The organism is Beduinella massiliensis (assembly GCF_900199405.1).
Taxonomy (GTDB): Bacteria; Bacillota; Clostridia; order Christensenellales; family Aristaeellaceae; genus Beduinella; species Beduinella massiliensis.
Genome location: NZ_LT963430.1, coordinates 560,975 through 578,400 on the forward strand (window position 1 = coordinate 560,975; position 17,426 = coordinate 578,400).

Annotated in this window: 14 protein-coding genes; 6 read left to right on the forward strand and 8 right to left on the reverse strand. The window is 59.5% G+C overall.

The genetic code is table 11. The annotated features are described in order from the left end of the window. Window positions 1-4: 4 nt before the first annotated feature. From C1725_RS03305 to C1725_RS03330, 6 genes are all read right to left on the reverse strand, one after another. On the reverse strand, window positions 5-661 hold the full coding sequence (locus C1725_RS03305) for a GIY-YIG nuclease family protein (RefSeq protein ID WP_102410260.1): 657 nt from the start codon (window positions 659-661) through the stop codon (window positions 5-7). Then, entirely contained in the window at window positions 658-1,872 is a 1,215-nt protein-coding gene (locus tag C1725_RS03310) for a restriction endonuclease subunit S (protein WP_346026293.1), read from the reverse strand. The genes C1725_RS03305 and C1725_RS03310 overlap by 4 nt, the downstream gene beginning before the upstream one ends. A gap of 13 nt (window positions 1,873-1,885) precedes the next feature. Continuing rightward, window positions 1,886-2,656, reverse strand: a complete 771-nt coding sequence (locus C1725_RS03315; protein ID WP_102410261.1) for a hypothetical protein — start codon at window positions 2,654-2,656, stop codon at window positions 1,886-1,888. Between the two features lie 4 nt (window positions 2,657-2,660). After that, entirely contained in the window at window positions 2,661-4,226 is a 1,566-nt protein-coding gene (locus C1725_RS03320) for a type I restriction-modification system subunit M (RefSeq protein ID WP_102410262.1), read from the reverse strand. 148 nt (window positions 4,227-4,374) lie between these two features. Beyond that, the gene (locus tag C1725_RS03325) at window positions 4,375-5,544 is read right to left on the reverse strand and encodes a cation diffusion facilitator family transporter (RefSeq protein WP_346026294.1); all 1,170 of its coding nucleotides are present in this window, start codon (window positions 5,542-5,544) and stop codon (window positions 4,375-4,377) included. A 102-nt stretch (window positions 5,545-5,646) separates the two neighbouring features. Beyond that, window positions 5,647-6,492, reverse strand: a complete 846-nt coding sequence (locus C1725_RS03330; RefSeq protein ID WP_102410263.1) for an AraC family ligand binding domain-containing protein — start codon at window positions 6,490-6,492, stop codon at window positions 5,647-5,649. 138 nt (window positions 6,493-6,630) lie between these two features. On the opposite strand from C1725_RS03330, the gene melA reads away from it, so the two are divergent. Beyond that, window positions 6,631-7,938, forward strand: coding sequence for an alpha-galactosidase (gene melA, locus C1725_RS03335; protein WP_102410264.1), 1,308 nt, complete (start codon window positions 6,631-6,633; stop codon window positions 7,936-7,938). Window positions 7,939-8,229: 291 nt separating this feature from the next. On the opposite strand, the gene C1725_RS03340 is transcribed toward melA, so the two are convergent. Further along, entirely contained in the window at window positions 8,230-8,973 is a 744-nt protein-coding gene (locus tag C1725_RS03340; protein ID WP_346026295.1) for an AraC family transcriptional regulator, read from the reverse strand. 267 nt (window positions 8,974-9,240) lie between these two features. On the opposite strand from C1725_RS03340, the gene C1725_RS03345 reads away from it, so the two are divergent. The 5 genes from C1725_RS03345 to C1725_RS03365 all read left to right on the forward strand — a co-directional run bounded on the left by C1725_RS03345 (window position 9,241) and on the right by C1725_RS03365 (window position 16,209). Further along, window positions 9,241-10,188 carry an ABC transporter permease subunit gene (locus tag C1725_RS03345; protein ID WP_102410266.1) on the forward strand — a complete coding sequence of 316 codons (948 nt, stop codon included), beginning with the start codon at window positions 9,241-9,243 and terminating at the stop codon, window positions 10,186-10,188. 18 nt (window positions 10,189-10,206) lie between these two features. After that, window positions 10,207-11,133, forward strand: coding sequence for an ABC transporter permease subunit (locus C1725_RS03350; protein WP_102410267.1), 927 nt, complete (start codon window positions 10,207-10,209; stop codon window positions 11,131-11,133). Window positions 11,134-11,200: 67 nt separating this feature from the next. Continuing rightward, complete coding sequence (locus C1725_RS03355; RefSeq protein WP_102410268.1) at window positions 11,201-12,838, forward strand: type 2 periplasmic-binding domain-containing protein; 1,638 nt, start codon at window positions 11,201-11,203, stop codon at window positions 12,836-12,838. A gap of 72 nt (window positions 12,839-12,910) precedes the next feature. Further along, window positions 12,911-15,277: a hypothetical protein gene (locus tag C1725_RS03360; protein WP_102410269.1), complete on the forward strand. Its 2,367-nt coding sequence runs from the start codon at window positions 12,911-12,913 to the stop codon at window positions 15,275-15,277. A gap of 20 nt (window positions 15,278-15,297) precedes the next feature. Then, window positions 15,298-16,209: a nucleoside hydrolase gene (locus C1725_RS03365; RefSeq protein WP_102410270.1), complete on the forward strand. Its 912-nt coding sequence runs from the start codon at window positions 15,298-15,300 to the stop codon at window positions 16,207-16,209. A 9-nt stretch (window positions 16,210-16,218) separates the two neighbouring features. On the opposite strand, the gene C1725_RS03370 is transcribed toward C1725_RS03365, so the two are convergent. Beyond that, a complete protein-coding gene (locus C1725_RS03370; RefSeq protein ID WP_102410271.1) occupies window positions 16,219-17,400 on the reverse strand; it encodes an MFS transporter in 1,182 nt (393 codons plus the stop codon). Window positions 17,401-17,426: the final 26 nt, after the last annotated feature.

A 17,426-nucleotide genomic window follows, 5' to 3' on the forward strand; every position in this document is an offset into this window, starting at 1 on the left:
CTCCTTATTGCCCGGAGGCCTCCAGGCGGTCCCGAAGATCGGTAAGCCGTTCCCCCTGATAGGTAAACCACAATGTCCCCTGAACAGGATGCTCAAATCCTTTCAATAACTGCGCAAGGGCGGAAACCGACGTTGTTTCCCCGTTATACTCGATATGGCGGTCGTCCACCACTAGGGCCTTGACGGTGGGGTCTTCGATGAAGGCGATTTCGCTCCCAACAGGAATATTGCAATCACTGAATCGGAACGGCCCGCGCCTTGCGGTTTCCCGCAAATCATCGGCGATTTGCTCGTCGATAATCTCGTGCCCTTCCGGCGTCATGCGCTTAAGACGGTCTTTTGTGCCGCTGATCTCCGCAATACACTCCAGCAGGTTATACGCATCCTCGGCGGACATGGCATAAAATTCTCGGGCGCGTTCCCTCCCGTCAAAGGTTTCAATCGTGCGCAGATCAGGGTTGAGCTTATCGATCAACAGGTGCAGCTTTTTATCTGTCAGAGGCTTCTCCACCTCATAAACGGCGTAGACACGAAAAGCGAAGGGCACGTGGTCGCTGCTGTTGAGCTGTCGTAAGCGGCTTTCGATGTTTTTCGCGTAGCCGATTTTCACAAGATGGGAAAAAGACGGGTTTGTCAGAATGTAAATAACGCCCTTTATCATGAGATCACATCCTTTTCCTGAAACGTCAGCAGCTTGTCCCGGTAGTATTCGTATTGCTTTTTCCGCGCTTCGATCTCAGCGGGCAGGCCGCTGGTGAGGTCGTTGCACAGCGCGTCGAAGCGGTCGAGGATGGAGACGATGCGAGCTTGTTCAGAAAGTGGGGGAACTGTGATTTTTGTTTTACTTAAATTATCGTTATACAGCCGAGCAATTGTCCCGCCAGTGGAAATTACCCAAGGTTGTAGTTGGTAGTAGTAAAATAGGTATTTGTTTAAGACAACACTCTCGTCATTATCAATCCAAACAATATTAGAATCCTGATAATATGCAGGTTCACCATTATAAATAACGGCTCGGCCTATAGTTCCTGCTGCTGAAATAAGGACATCTCCCTTTTTAGGAAAAGAATAAGTTGTACTATACTCCTCATATTTTTGCTGTGAGATATAGGCATCAGGCTTTTTACCGAATGTACCGATTTTAAAAAACGGAACATCACCTATACTTCTTGTTTCAGATTTCATAATTCTCTTGCACATTGAAACTTTTCCTATATCGCCCAAGGTCATCGTAGTAACATTATCTTCGGACAGCAACAATTCATTCCGATAATACTCATACTGCCTCCGTCTGGCGGTCAGCTCGGCGGTCAGTTCGGCGGTCAACTCGGCGGTCAGCTCGGTAAAGCTGTCCAGAATCCGAACGATCTCCTTCTGGACGGGCAGAGGGGGGAGGGGAAACTTGAATTCTGCAAACTTTTTCATATCTACAGAAGCAAAATTTCCTTGATTAAGATGTGATTTACAGTATTCGTCTAATTTGAAACAATAATAATACATAAACATTATGTCGACAATGTTTGTGTATTTATCTTTGAGCATCAAATAAGTAAATCTCTGATTAGCCAAAGAAGGAACTGTAATTAATGCGTGTTCTCCGATCGTTGCAGACGTTGCGATAATAATGGAATTGGCTGGGAACAGAGAACCTTTAATTGCTTTTGCAGAAACATATTTTGTCGCTTTAGAAAGGATGCGTCCATTTTCTCGGATATCTTCCATTCGAAACCATGGAATCGTTCCGCTATCCCAGAGTTCTATATTAGCTTTAGGTGGTGTATACCCATTTCTTGTGTTAAAAAGCTCTGTGACTGTTAAGTGCTTCACTCCATTCGGACAAAGTTTCTGCAATAGATAATCCATTCTAAACATCTATAAACACCTTCTAAGGTTTAACATTTAGCTTTAACTTCTTATTCAATTTAATAGTGTAATCAAATTCATCACATAAGACGATGCTTTGATTAAATAGATTTTTATTCTTAGGATCAATATATACAATAGCAATTTCCTTTGGTTGAGTTTTTTTGTTAATGTTAATCGGGTAAATGCAAAAGATAACAAAATCTAAATCATGATGTTCCCAAATATATTCGAACATGTTGTTGGAAAGGGGAATTGTTCTTACCTTTTGGCGATATGTACGTTTGCCTTTTGTTATTGTGTAATCCCCTATACAGGGACTTATATAAGGAATTTCTATTAAAAAACCAAGCTTGTCACACTTTTTTCTGTATTCATTCCTGTTTTCATAGTGATTATTAAATTGTCGCTTATAATTCTCGATAAAATTTTGATATTTGAAATTTCTTATACCATCAACTTGAGAATTTACAATGTTCTCAATAAATTCCGTTGCTTTTCCATTATCAACATCTTTTTCTAAAGATTCTGCATTATTTTGATAATGACTGACCGCCTCGATTATTTTCGATGAATTCTTTCGCGCTGTTGACATGGCATTCTTTTTCTTTGTAGTAAAAAACATATCTGCAAGAAAATGCTCAATACCCATCCGGTTAATCAGAAAATCTGGTGTTTCCCTCTCCAAGATTTCGCCCTTCAATAACTTTTGGATTTCTTTCCCGAATTGACATGACGGTTTATCGTGGAGAACAAGTTCGAGACATTTCTTCTCTTGTTGTTTGTTTCCCATAAGGTTATTTCTCTTCAATCTCCTTCACAATCCTATCAATCTCTTCCCTTAACTTTTGTTCCCGCGCCACGATCTCCGCAATCTCCGCGTTGAGCTTCACAATGTCGATCTTTTCCCGGGTGTCCTCCTGCTCTATATAGGTGGAAACGGACAGGTTATAGCCCTGCTCGGCGATTTCGTCATTTGGCACCAGCCGGGTGAAATACTGCCTGTCCTCCCGTTTTGCAAAGGCTTCCACAATGGCGTCGATGTTGTCCTGCGTCAGCTTGTTGCTGTTCGTCACCTTGACGCACTCCTTGGAGGCGTCGATGAACAAGGTGGCGTTGTCCGTCTTGGATTTTTTCAGCACCATGACGCAGGTGGCGATGCTGGTGCCGAAGAACAGGTTGTCGGGAAGCTGAATAATGCAGTCGATGAAGTTGTTTTCAATCAGATACTTGCGAATTTTCTGCTCCGCGCCGCCCCGATACATCACGCCCGGGAAGCAGACGATGGCCGCCGTGCCGCTGGTGGCCAGCCACGAAAGGCTGTGCAGGATAAACGCAAGGTCGGCCTTGGACTTGGGGGCCAGCACGCCCGCCAGGGAAAAGCGCGGGTCGTTGATCATCAGGGGATTAGCGTCCCCGTCCCAATGGATGGAGTAGGGCGGATTGGAGACGATGGCCTCAAAGGGCTCTTCGTCCCAGTGCTGGGGCTCGGTCAGCGTGTCCCCATGGGCGATATTAAACTTGTCGTAATCGATATCGTGCAGGAACATGTTGATCCGGCAAAGGTTGTAGGTGGTGATGTTGATCTCCTGCCCGAAGAAGCCCTGGCGGACATTCTCTTTCCCGAGGATCTTCGCCGTTTTCAGCAGCAGGGAGCCGGAACCGCAGGCAGGGTCGTAGACCTTGTTGATCTCTGCCTTGCCGTAGACCGCAATCCGCGTGAGAAGCTCGGAAACCTCCTGCGGGGTGAAGTATTCGCCGCCGCTCTTTCCGGCGTTGGAGGCGTACATGCCCATGAGGTACTCATAGGCATCGCCGAAAGCGTCGATGGTATTGTCCTGATAATTGCCCAGCTTCATGTCGGCTACGCCGTTCAGCAGCTTTAGCAGACGCTCGTTGCGCTTGGCGACCGTACCGCCCAACTTGTTGCTGTTGACGTCGATGTCGTCAAACAAGCCCTTAAAGTCGTCCTCGCTGACGCTGCCCTGCGCGGAGGCTTCAATGCTGCGGAAAACCGCCTCCAGCGTTTCGTTCAGGTTTTCATCCTGCGGTGCTTTGGCACGGACATTTTGAAAGAGTTCGCTGGGCAGGATAAAAAAGCCTTTTTCTTCTACCAGACTCGCACGGGCCTCTTCCGCGTCTGCGTCCGAGAGTGCGGCATAATCAAACGCGGCATTTCCGGCTTCCCATTCGCCGCGGTTGACGTACCCCGCAAGGTTTTCGGAGATGTAGCGGTAGAACAGCATGCCCAGCACATACTGCTTGAAATCCCAGCCGTCCACGCTGCCCCGCAGGTCGTTGGCGATATTCCAAATCACGCGGTGAAGCTCCGCGCGTTCCTGTTCCTTCTTCGTATCGGTCATGGGTAAAACTCCATTCTGATTTTTAATTCGCTTGATATTCGGCCTTCATCATTAGAAGAGCCGCCTACCGCGCCGTTTGCGCTCAGGCGGCTTTTGTCGTCGATTTGCGCACATCGGGGCGTCCCGGCATCCTCCTCGTCCTTGTCCCCTACAGGTACCCGTGCTCGACCTGGATGACCGCGAAGTAGTGCTCGCCCAGATTGCGTATGCTCTCGTGCACGGAGTGGGAGACCTGCGCGTCGGTCATGCGGAAGCGGTGCGGCACGCACACGTCGAAGATGAGGTTCGTGTGCGTGGGGCTGACGACCATGCGGAAGTCGTGGATGGAGAGCGCCGGGTCGATGGCCCGGACGGCCTCCCGGACGCGCGCGCGCATGGCGTTGGTGGCCGCGTCGTCCACCTCGATGGGGTCCATGTGGATGGTCGCCTCGCAGTGAAATTTGCCGCGCAGCTCCATCTCGATGCGGTCGATCGCGTCGTGGATGACGAGGATGTCCTCGTCCGAGCGCACCTCCGCGTGCAGGGAGACCATGCGCTGGCCGGGGCCGTAGTCGTGCACGATCAGGTCGTGGATGCCCACCACCTCTTCGTGGGCGAGCACCGTCTGCTGAATCTGCGCAACGAAGTCCGGGTCGGGCGACTGCCCCAGCAGGGGGGACAGGCTGTCGCGCGCGGTGGAGTAGCCGGTGTAGAGGATGAAGGCGGCGACCAGCAGGCCGATGTACCCGTCGATGTGAAGGCCGAACAGCGAGCTTACGCCCACGCCCACCAGCACGGCGGAGGTGGCGACAGCGTCGGTCAGGCTGTCCTTGGCCGTGGCGGCCATGGCGGTGGAGCCGATGCGCCGGGAGAGGCTGCGGTTGAAGAAGCACATCCACAGCTTGACCGCGATGGCGCACAAAAGGATGACGAGCGAGAGCGCGTCCATGGCGGTGGCGGCGGGGTGCAGCACCTTTTCAAACGAGCTCTTGAGCAGCTCCAGCCCGACGACGAAGATCGCCGCGGAGACGATCAGGCCGCAAATGTATTCGATGCGCCCGTGGCCGAAGGGGTGCTCGTCGTCCGCGGGGCGTTCGGCCATGCGAAAGCCCACCAGCGTCACCACGGAGCTGGCCGCGTCGGACAGGTTGTTGAACGCGTCCGCCGTGATGGCGATGGACGCGGTGATCGCGCCCGCGAGAAATTTGAAGGCGAACAGGCACAGGTTGAGGCAGATGCCCACGAGGCCCGAGAGCGCGCCGTAGCGCGCGCGTACCTTCGGGTTCTGGATGGCGTCGCAGTCGGGCACGAAGCGGCGCACGAGGAAATCGACGATCATGGTTTCAACCCCACTTTGGCGCGGCAATGCCGCGATGTTTAAACATAAGCGTACCATATGAAGCCCCGTCAGTCAACGCAAAAGCGCCGAAAAGCCGGGCGCTCATTCGTAGTGTATGCGCCCGCCGGCCGGGCCGCTCCCCGCGCGGCGGAGCTTGCCCGGCGGGGGGAAGCCCGCCGCGCGCAGCGCGTCCGTCAGGTGCACGGCGCCGGAAAACCCCGAGGCCTCCGCCACCTCCGCGATGGAAAGGGACGTCTCCTCGAGCAGGCGGCGCGCCTGCGAAAGCCGCTTTTCCAGCAGTACCTGCTGCGGCGAGCGGCCGCAGACCTGCTTGAACACGCGGAAGAGCTGCGAGCGGCTCAGGCCCATCGCGCGGGCGATCTCCTGCACGCGAAGCGGCTGGCCCATGCCCGATTCCATCATCCAGACGGCCTTGCGGTAGTATTGCTCGCACAGGGAGCCGCTGGGCAGCGCGGCCTGCGCCCCCTGTCCCAGCAGCGCGAGCAGCCGGTACAGCCCGCCCACCGCCGCCAGCTCGCCCATGCGCAGGCCGACCGCGTCCTCGTAGAGCGCGTAGAGGATGGAAAGCGCCCCCGGCAGGCTTTCGCCCAGGCGAAGCACGGGCCGGGCGCGCGAGAGCCCCAGCGATTCGAGCAGCGCGTCCGCGCCCTCGCCCGAAAAGCCCACCCAGGCGTAGCGCCAGGGGTCCTGCGCGTCGGCGGTGTAGACCGTGACCTCGCCGGGGAAGATCAGGAAGCCCTCGCCGGGCCCGAGCGAAAAGCGGCCCGCGCCGCTCACGAACTCGCCGCGCCCGCCGGAGACCACGTGCAGCAGGAAGTATTCGCGAACCGCGGGGCCGAAGCGGTGGCCGGGCGCGCAGTCCTCGCGTCCGCAGGCGCGTACCTTGAGCCGCAGGGCGTGCGGGGCGCCGGGCGTGTCGTAAAACATGGAGTTCCCTTCTTTCGAGGATGCAACATTTCAGAGGATGCAACATTTCATGAATAATGTACAACCATTTCGCCTTGAAATCAAGCCCCTGTTTTTCTATAATGCAGGTAACGACAAGCCTTTAGGAGGGAACATCAAATGGTTAAAATTGCGTTTATGGGCGCGGGTTCCACGGTGTTTGCCAAGAACGTATTGGGCGACTGCATGCTGACGCCCGCGCTTTCGGACAGCGAGATCGCGCTGTACGACATCGACGGCAAGCGCCTGGAGGAATCCGCGCTGATGCTCGGCGCGATCAACAACAACGTGGGCAACAAGGCGACGATCAAGACCTACCTGGGCGTGGAAAACCGCAAGGACGCGCTGCGCTGCGCGGACTTCGTGGTCAACGCGATTCAGGTCGGCCTCTACGAGCCGTGCACGGTCACGGACTTCGAGGTGCCCAAGAAGTACGGCCTGCGCCAGACGATCGCGGACACGCTGGGCATCGGCGGCATCTTCCGCGCGCTGCGCACGATTCCCGTGATGATGGACTTCGCCCGCGACATGGAAGAGGTCTGCCCGGACGCCTGGCTGCTCAATTACACCAACCCCATGGCCATGCTGACCGGCGCGATGCTGCGCATGACGCCCATCAAGACGGTGGGCCTTTGCCACAGCGTGCAGTCCTGCGCGAAGAACCTGCTGGAGGGGCTGGGCATGTCCTACGACGAGCAGGTGCAGTGGAAGATCGCGGGCATCAACCACCAGGCCTGGCTGCTGGAGCTGACGAAGGACGGCAGGGATCTCTACCCCGAGGTCAAGCGCCGCGCCGAGGCGCGCACCGAGAAGCACGGCGACATGGTGCGCTACGAGATCATGAAGCGCTTCGGCTATTACGTGACGGAATCCTCCGAGCACAACGCGGAGTACATGCCCTTCTTCATCAAGGACAAGTACCCGGAGCTGATCGAGCGCTTCAACATCCCGCTGGACGAGTACCCCCGCCGCTGCGTGAAGCAGATCGCGGACTGGGAGAAGCGCCGCGTGGAGCTGACGCAGGACCCGCACCTGACGCACGAGCGCACGAAGGAATACGCCAGCTACATCATGGAGGCCATGGTGACGAACCAGCCCTACAAGATCGGCGGCAACGTGCTCAACACCGGCCTCATCACCAACCTGCCGCAAAACGCGGTGGTCGAGGTGCCCTGCATGGTGGACGCCACCGGCATCGCGCCCACGGTCATCGGGGATTTGCCCGAGCAGTGCGCGGCCATGAACCGCACGAACATCAACGTGCAGCTCCTCACCATCGAGGCGGCGCGCACGCTGAAGAAGGAATACATCTATCAGGCGGCGATGATGGACCCGCACTGTCAGAGCGAGCTTTCCATCGACGACATCGTGGCGATGTGCGACGACCTGATCGCCGCGCACGAGGGCTGGCTGCCGAAGTACAACTGAGCGATTTATCGTCTTGTAAAAGGGGATGCATGAAGGGGAAGTTTCCCCTTCATGGGGAATCGTATCGACCGGCTTTGCCGGTCGGGCGGGGCGTTTTCCGTAGTCAAATGCGCAGCATTTGCGGAGGAAAACATCACCCGTAACATTCGTGCAAAATGATTCTTCATTTTGCACGAGGCCATCGACTTTGTCGATGGCCAGGGCCGTGCTCCCCATTCGGGGGGCGCGGCCTTTTTCGTGGGCAAAGGGGCGCGGAAGGACGCCGCGCAGGAGGGCGGGCCCATGCGGGAGCTACCGGGTTCCCCTGTAATCCGAGGGCGTCACGCCCAGGTGCTTTTTGAACTGCATGGCGAAGTAGGCGCTGGACGAGTAGCCGCATAGCGCGGCAATCTCGGTAATGGTAAGGCTGGTGTACGTCAACAGGTATTTCGCCTTTTCGATCCGCGTCTGGATGATAAACTGGTGCGGCGCGATCCCCGTCTTTTCCTTGAAAATATGGCGGTATCGGTCGCGGCTATAGCCAAGGCTGGAAATTTCCTGTTCCTCCAGCATGAAGTGCCTTACGTCGCTGTCCCTGGAGCGGATCGCCGCGAAATACCCGCTGATCCCGCCGATCTTGTGCGCGTTTTGTGTGCGCAGCAATTCGATGAGCAGCAGCAGCAGCGTCGCGTTTTGCTTTTCCTCGTGATAGGCCGAGTCCAACGTCCATTCGGCGCTCAAATCCTGCACCATGCCCTCGACCTTTTCCTTCATATCGCTGTAGATGCTGGGCTGCGGAAACAGGCTGTCGTCGTCTATGGAAAAGTGTATATACGCCACGTTCGTGGCGGTGCGATGGATTTCGTCGTGGGTCACGCTGGGGGGAATGACCACGACGGAACCGGAGGTATACGCAAACAGGCTGCTGCCGCAATGGAGACTTCCCTCGCCGCGGTAATAATAGAGCAGCTCATACGTGCTGTGTGTGTGCAGGTTGACGTAAAACGGGATTTGCAAAAACTGATTGATGCCCAGATATTCCATCGTGGCCTGCATGCTTTCCCTCCTCTTTGGAGCCATTTTTTATACATGACCAGCCATTTTATTATATCACATGTTATAGGGTTTTGTTAAAATATGAATGTAAAAAGATTGCGGCATGTTTGATTGATAGAATATGACGCATCAAATTTGTGGAATGATTCCATCTTGCCGTAAACGGGGCCTTTGCGCACGCAGGCGCTTTGCGCGGGGGAAAAAGGGCCCCGGCCCGCCCGGATGCGCGGGCGGACGGGTCCTGAAAAAAGCACAGGAGGTAGGGGTATGACAGCATGGGCCAAGCCATCCAAGAGGAGGCGCCTGATCCCGAAGCGGTTTAACTGGCAGGTTTTCCTGATGGCCATGGCGGGCGTAGCGTTCCTGACGGTTTTCGCCTATCTGCCGATGGTCGGCATCGTCATTGGGTTTAAGAACATGGACTACTCCATGAACATCATGAAGGACCTGTATGCCAAGCCGTGGGTGGGCATGGAGAATTTTGTGAAATTCATTCGGGACGCGCAGTTCAAAAATGTGATGACCAACACGCTGGCGCTGGGCGTGCTGGAGCTGACGCTCACCTTTCCGCTGCCCATCTTCTTCGCGCTGCTGCTCAACGAGCTGCGCAGCGGTAAATTCCGCCGGGTGATCCAGACCGGCACCTACTTTCCCCACTTCATTTCCTGGGTGGTGTTCGGCGGCATCGTCACTTCCTTTCTTTCCTCGGACGGCGGCATCGTCAACAACCTCCTGAAGGATGCGGGCGTCATTGAGCAGGCCATCCCGTTCATGTCCAAGCCGCAGTATTTCTACGCGATTGTGATTCTTTCCACGGTCGTCAAAGAAACGGGCTGGAGCTCCGTCATCTACGTGTCCGCCATCGCGGGCGTCGATCAGGAAATCTATGAGGCGGCGCACATCGACGGCGCAAACCGCTGGCAGACGGCCTTCCGGGTGACGCTTCCGTGCATTTCCTCCACCATCGCGGTGCTGCTGCTGCTGGCCATCAGCGGCATCCTGGGCTCGAACTTCGACCGAATCTACATGCTGCAAAATCCCCTGAACCTGGCCGCCAGCGAGGTGCTGGATACCTATATTTATAAGGTAGGCATTTCCCAGCGGCGGTTCTCCTTCACCACGGCTGTGGGGCTGTTCCGCTCGATCATCGCCGTGGTTCTGCTGGGGGCGGGCAATTTCGCGAGCAAGAAGCTGACCGGAAACGGGCTGTTCTGAAAAAGGAGGAATGAGACGATGCCGGAAACCGAACGCGCGCTTGGAAAGTACCGAAGGAGACTTTCGGGCCTGATGAACAGAAAGAACGGCTGGGATTACCTGATGACCGCCTTCATGTTCCTCTTCCTGTTCATCTGCGTCTATCCCTTCTGGTATGTGCTGATCGGCTCTTTCAGCGACGGCGGCGACTACATGCGCGGCGGCATCTACCTTTGGCCGCGCAAGATCAGCCTGCAGAACTACATGGTGACGCTGATCGACTCGCGGCTGTGGATAGGCCTGCGGGTGACGTTCCTCAGAACCGTCGTGGGCACCGTCACCCATGTGCTGTTCACGGCCATGGTCGCTTACGCCATGAGCCGCAGCGACCTGCCCCTGCGCACGCCCATCTACTGGTTCAACATGTTCACCATGTTCTTCGGCGGCGGATTGATCCCCTTCTATATCATGCTCAAGCAGTTGAAGCTGATCAACACCTTCTGGGTGTACATCATCCCCGGACTGTATTCGGTCTACAACATGATTATCTGCTCCAATTACTTTCACAGCATCCCCGAGGAGCTGCACGAGTCGGCCATGCTGGACGGCGCGTCGGAGTTCCGCACCTTTGCCCAGCTCTACCTGCCGCTGTCCGCCCCCGTGCTGGCGACGGTCGCCCTGTGGGTCGCGGTGGGGCATTGGAACTCCTTTTATGACAGCATGGTCTACACCACCGACCGCAGCCTGCAGACGCTGCAGCTTTTCCTGTACAAGATGATCAAGACCTCGGAATTCGTCAGCAGCGCCGACATGGGCGGCCTGCCCGCCAACATGCAGCAGAACGTGACGCAGACGACCGTGCGCTACGCCACCATCGTGGTTTCGACCGTGCCGATTCTGTGCATCTATCCTTTTCTGCAGCGCTTCCTGACCAAGGGCATCATGCTCGGCTCGCTGAAGGGCTGAAGAACGAATCCGACCGCAGCGCGCGGTTTGAGAAAGATGCGGGATACCCGCAAAAGGAGGCTCTATCATGAAGAGATTGGTTTCCCTGCTGATGGCGCTGTTGCTTCTGGCGACCGCCATCCCCGCCCTGGCGGACGAGGAGCCCGTCAGGCTGACCTGGTTTGTGGACGTTCCCTCCTTCGTGTTCAACTCAGAGGGCTGGGGCCTTGACCGCATGACCGCCGAATTCAAGGAAAGGTTCGGCATCGAGATCGAGTTCGTCACCGCCGCGGACGAATCCGGCTCTCAGCTGGCGACGCTCATTTCCTCGGACTCCGTGCCGGACATCATCACGATGAAGGGCCTGTGGGACAGCCCCTCGACCAATCTGATCAGGCAGATGGCCGAGGCGGAGATGCTCGTTTCCTATGACGAGCTGATCGACCTGTACGTGCCCGAAGAGGAAAAGGCCGGCTTCCGCTCCGACGTGCTGGCCTGGTACGCGCTCTCCGACGGCAAGACCTACGCCTACCCGAACTTCGCCTACTCCACCGACGACCTGCCCGAGGGCACCGGCCTGGTGCCGAACCGCTGCATCATGGTGCGCGCCGACATGCTCGAGCAGCTCGGCAATCCGGACATGTCCTCCCCCGCGGCGTTCCTGGACGTCTGCGAGCGCGCGGTGAAGGAAATCGGCGCCTATAACGGCCTGGACGTCGTCGGCATTCAGCTCTACGAGGGCGGCAACGAGGCGCAGAGCATCGTGGGCTCCTACTTCGCCGAGCCGTGGGAGACCGAAGACGGCCATGCCTTCGACGCCTTCGCCGCGGGCACCAACAAGGAATCCTACGCGTTCCTGAACGAGGCGTATCGCCGCGGCCTGATCCTGGACGCCAACTACGCCGACACCCGCGACCAGGTCCGCGAGAAGATCGCCAGCGGCCGCGTGTTCGCGCTGATCGCCGCGCCCCAGGATTTCTACAATGAATTCTGCACCCTCTACGACGCGGACCCCAACGCCTACTACAAGGCGGTCGTCCTGCGCAACAGCAGGGGCGACGACCCCGTGCTGGGCGACATCTCCGGCTGGGGCTATCTGCAGACCTGCATCAGCGCCAACTGCAAGGCGCCTGATAAGCTGATCCGGTTCATCTCCTACCTGGTGAACGACGAGGGCGCGATCCACCTGGCCAAGGGCTGGGAGGGCGAACAGTGGGCGTACGACGCGGACGGCAAGATCGCCACGCTGGACAGCTGGGCCGAGGCCTGCAAGAACGACCCGACGCTGACCAAGAAGGAAGGCGTGTCCTGCTTCGACCTGTTTGCGAATTTCGCCTTCCTCATGCAGTACGACCCGAATCTGGACCTGACCAACCCCAACGACCTGAAGGTCAGCCGCACCTCGGACGTCCAGCTCAAGCAGCCCATGGCGCAGTATTCCCACCGCTCCGCGCAGTACCGGTATGACCCCAACGACGAGCGCGCGATGCCGGTGAACGAGGAAAGAATCAAGCGCGAAAGCTACCTGGACATCGCGGAGGCCGAGCTGCTCACCGCGGAAAGCGCGGAAGCCTTTGAGGCCAAGTACGCCGAAATTCAGCAGACGCTGCCGACCGTGTACGACATGGAGCTGTACCTGCAGTACCAAGACGACGCGCTCCAGGCGGGCAAGGCGCAGCTGGGGGTGAAGTTCTTCTTCCCGCCCTATGCCGAGGCCGCCCAGTAAACCCAATAGCGACCGCGTTCCCCGGTATCCTCGCACGGCTGCCGGGGAACCTCTTTCACACGGAGGGAACTTATGCTGCAACAGGAAATGAACGCCGCCTACTTCGGGCGGATCCACCGCCCCGGCGAAAAGCTCGGCGTCTTTGACAACGCGTCCGACTTTGAATGCTGCGCGGAGCGCACGCACTGCAACTGCACCCACGGCGAATTAACCTCCCCCGTGGTCTGGGACGAGGCGCAGGGCCAATACGTGCTGGAAGAGACGGACCTGTCGGCGCGCCTCATCGGCTTTCACGACGTGATCGAGGGCAAGCGCCACACCATCATGGGCGGCGGCGAGCACAACAACGTATACTTTCCGGGCTTTCACCAGTACAAAGCCCGCATCCCGGAAGCGCTGATGCAGGATGTGGACGGCCGTTTTCTGGAGCTGAGGGACCCGGACATCCTCAACGGCACCCCCATTCCCATGCCGGCCATCGACGACCCGAAGCTGCTGCGCCTGTACGCGCGGCAGCTGGCCCGTCAGGCGGCGCTGCTGCCGGGCTGCCACTATGTCGCCGCCTACGTGATGGGCGCGGAAATGCTCTACCCGGAATACTTCAACCTGGGCAGCGGCGATTACCGGCCCGCCTCCTGGGCCCACTTCGCCGCCTGGTGCCGCCGGGAGGGCGAGGAGGTCCCCGCGAAGCGGGACACCCTCCGGGCGGGCAGCCCGGCGCGCAGGCTCTGGCTGCGCTACCGCGAACAGGCCATGGCGGACCGGGCCGCTTACTATTATCAGGCAATTCTGAGCGAGGACGACACCCACCTGTGCTATTATCCCACCCATGGCTCCATGATGCACGGCGACGCGCGGGCCCGGCTGGGGCAGCAGCCAGACACCCTGGCCGCGGCCTGCGACGGCATCGAGATGGGGCACATCCTCATCGACGACGACGCGGAGCGCCGAAACGTGATTCTGACCTGCCTGAACACCTCCTACGGCGCGCCGGTCATCGTGCCCCGCCTGGGCAACAAGACCGCCGACCTGAGCGCCGCGGGCGGCGGCCGTTCCTTTACGCCGCAAACGCTGCGCCGGCTGGTTTATGAGGACGTGGGCATGGGGATCAGCATCATTTTCCCCATCCATTGGCGTTCCCACCTGCACGACGGCGAATGGTTCATCAAAAATACGCCCGCCGAGGCGGAGTGCCGCAGGGTCTTTGACGAAATCATCGCCGCCAGCCCCTACCTGACGGGCATGGGGCGCATGCAGCCTCAGGTAGGCGTTCTGGCGGCGGACGACACCTGGCTGGATGGATACGAACCGCGGTGGACGGCGCTGATGCAGGACCTGTTGAGCGACCGGGCGAACGCGACCGTCGTGACCGATGCGCTGGTGGAAGCGGGGCTGGCCGGGCGCATGCCGCTGCTGATCGCGGTTGGCGACAAGGCCGTTTCGTCCGGCACGCTCCGGCGGCTTGCGGATTATTTGGACAACGGCGGCCGGCTGATCGTCTGGGGCGAGTTTGCCCTGGACGCGGACGCGCGGTGCCGGGAGGCGGTGCTCGGCCACCGGAACTGCCTGGTCAGCCGCGCGGCGCAGGGCGCCGAGCTGCGGACAATCCGAGAAATGTTCCTTGCGGGCGTTAAGGAAGGGACCTCTGGCACGCGCTACCGCTTTCACGCGGTCGATTACGGACAGCTAAGCGCGGAAATCAGCCGTTTTGCCCCGGACGTGGTGCTGCGGCCGTTCCGGGTATCCGGCGATGCCGGGCAGGTCAATCTGTACGCGCTGACGGACCGCGCGGCGATGGGCTGCGTGTGCGTCAACAACGGGGCGAAGGAGGCCGTCCTGACCGTCGCGCCCGACGAGCGCCTGATCGGGGATGCCTGCGCGGTGAACATGCTGACCGGGCGGCGCATGCCTATGCCGTTTACCCTGCCCGGCCATGGAACCGCGCTGATTTTCTTTGGAGAGCGGCCCGAAAAGCTGGAGGACGCCGTCTGCCGCGCCGAGGATGCCTATGAAAGGTGGAAGCAGTCCGGCGCCGACGTGGAGGCGCTTCGCCACTATTACAGCGGCATGCGCACCGGATGGCATGCCGCCAGGCGCTATGCGCTGGCCCGGGCGATGCTGGAATCGCTGGCCCTCCGGTGCCGGTGGGAGCGGTCTGAGCAGGGCGGCCTGAACGTGTACGCGGACGTCCTGGACGCGCGGGGGGAACGCGTGAAGGACGCGCGGGTGTGGCTGCGGATCACGCCGGGCACGATGCGGCGTTACGCCTTTGCCTGGGACGGCGCGCAGCATTGCCTCCGGCTCCCCCAGGAGGAGCTGCCCTGGATCTACCAGCCGGATGCGGGCGACTACCGGCCGCTTTGCGGCGCCGCGCGGCTCATCCTGCAGGCGGAGCATCCGACGGGCCTGGGCGGATGCATTCTCAATATTTCGATTTGACGGCAGAGAGGGACGGGAATATGCTCACGCTGGAACAAAGACTGAAGACGCTTGAATGCCCCGAGGGCCCCGTGGACATGGTGCTGGACACGGACGCCTACAATGAAATCGACGACCAGTTCGCCATCGCCTACGCGATGCACGCCCCGGAAAAGCTGAACGTAAAGGCCATCTACGCCGCGCCCTTCTACAACGAGCGCTCCGAAGGCCCGGCCGACGGCATGGAGCGCAGCTATCGGGAGATTCAAAAGCTCCTGCGCCTGTCAGGGCAGGAGATGGAGGTGTTCCGCGGCTCCACGGGCTATCTGACGGATGAAAGCACCTTTCAGCCCTCGGCGGCGGCGGACGACCTCTGCCGGCGCGCCATGGACTATTCGCCCTACAGGCCCCTGTACGCGGTGGCCATCGGCGCGATCACCAACATCGCCTCCGCCCTGCTGAAAAATCCGGAAATCGCCGACCGCATCGCGGTGGTCTGGCTGGGCGGCAACGCGCTGGAATGGCACGACAACGTGGAATTCAACGTCCGTCAGGACGTCGCCGCCGCGCGGGTGGTTTTCGGCTCCGGCGTTCCGCTGATCGTGGTGCCGTGCATGGGGGTGGCCAGCGCCTTTACCTCCACGGGGCCCGAGCTGGAGCGCTGGCTGGGCGGAAAAAACGCGCTGTGCGACTACCTGGTGCAGCACACCGTGGAGGCGGCCGATGAATACGCCAGGGGCCGCATCTGGAGCCGCCCCATCTGGGACGTGACGGCCATCGGCTGGCTGATGAACGACCGGCGCCGCCTGATGCTGGACAGGCTCGTCCCCACGCCCATCCCGGAGTACGACCATTACTACGCCCAGGACGCCCGCCGCCCGGTGTGCAAGTTCGTCTACCATATTTACCGGGACGCCCTTTTGAGCGACCTGGTGGCGCACATCACGCGGTAAGCGGCAGCTTCATCGCCCCGCGCGAACAGCGGGACGCTCCCCGGTGCGCTTTCCCGCGCAGTAGGCGAGCAGCAGGCACAGGGAGAGGACCTGCACCGCAAGGCACAGCAGCACCATCCAGGAGACGCCCAGGCGCTCCACGACGACCCCGGACAGCGCGGTGGAGCACATGCCCGCCAGGCTCTGATAGGTGGCGTCGCCCAGCCCCTGCGCGGTGGCCTGCAGGCCGGCCGGGGCCAGCTCCTGCATCATCTGGCGCATGGCGGGCAGGTACAGGGCGCTGCCCAGCCCGTTGAGCAGATAACAGCAGGTGAGCTGCGCGGGCGTCCGGGCGAAGGCGATGCACAGCAGCGTCAGCACGAAGAGGCCGCTGGCCGCGGTCAGGCGGCGCGGCGCGCTGACGCGAAAGAGGCGGCGGCTGAGCATCAGCACCGGCGATTGGGCGATGGAGTTGGCGAACATCACGTAGCTCTGGTGCACGACCGTGCCCCCGACGCCCGCGACCAGCAGGGCGGTGAGCTGAATCTGCGGCGCGTTGGCCATGCCCATGCAAAAGAGGAGGAGCAGGACGCCCGCGAGCGGATAAAAGGCGCGCGCCGCCCCGCGCAGGGAGGGGCGCGCCTGCCGGGCCGGGCGGGGGACGGCGGGCGCGTCCGCCGTCAGCAGGCAGGCGAGGAGCGAGAGCAGCAGGAAGAGCCCCGCGCCCGCCACCATGCAGCCGTAGCCCAGGGCGCGGATGAGGTTGCCCTGCAGGGGCATCAGCAGCGCGTAGGCGAACGTGGAAAGGGCGCGCGCATGGCCGAAGCGGTGGGGCTCCGCGAGGCAGCTCTTTATGACCCAGGTGTCCAGCAGGGCGCCTACGGGCTGCTGAATGAAGCCCACCGCGCCGTAGAGCACGATGCCCAGGGGGCCCAGCGGATGCGCGAAGAAAAGACAGCAGAAGAGAAAGAGCAGCGCGCAGCCGAGCGCGAACAGGGGCCGGTGCGCGCCGGAACGGTCGCACAGCGCGCCCCAGAAGAACTGGCCGAGGAAGGCGCACAGCGTGTAGGCGGCGGCCATGAAGCCGACCCTGGACGCGCCCATGCCCAGCTCCAGGACGTAGGAGACGCAGAAGGTGGTAAACGCCCCGTAGGCGCACCAGTAGCCGACCTCCATGAGGCCGAACCGCAGCGGGGAATGCTTTGCCGTCATATAAAACCTCTCGTCAAGTCAAAGGA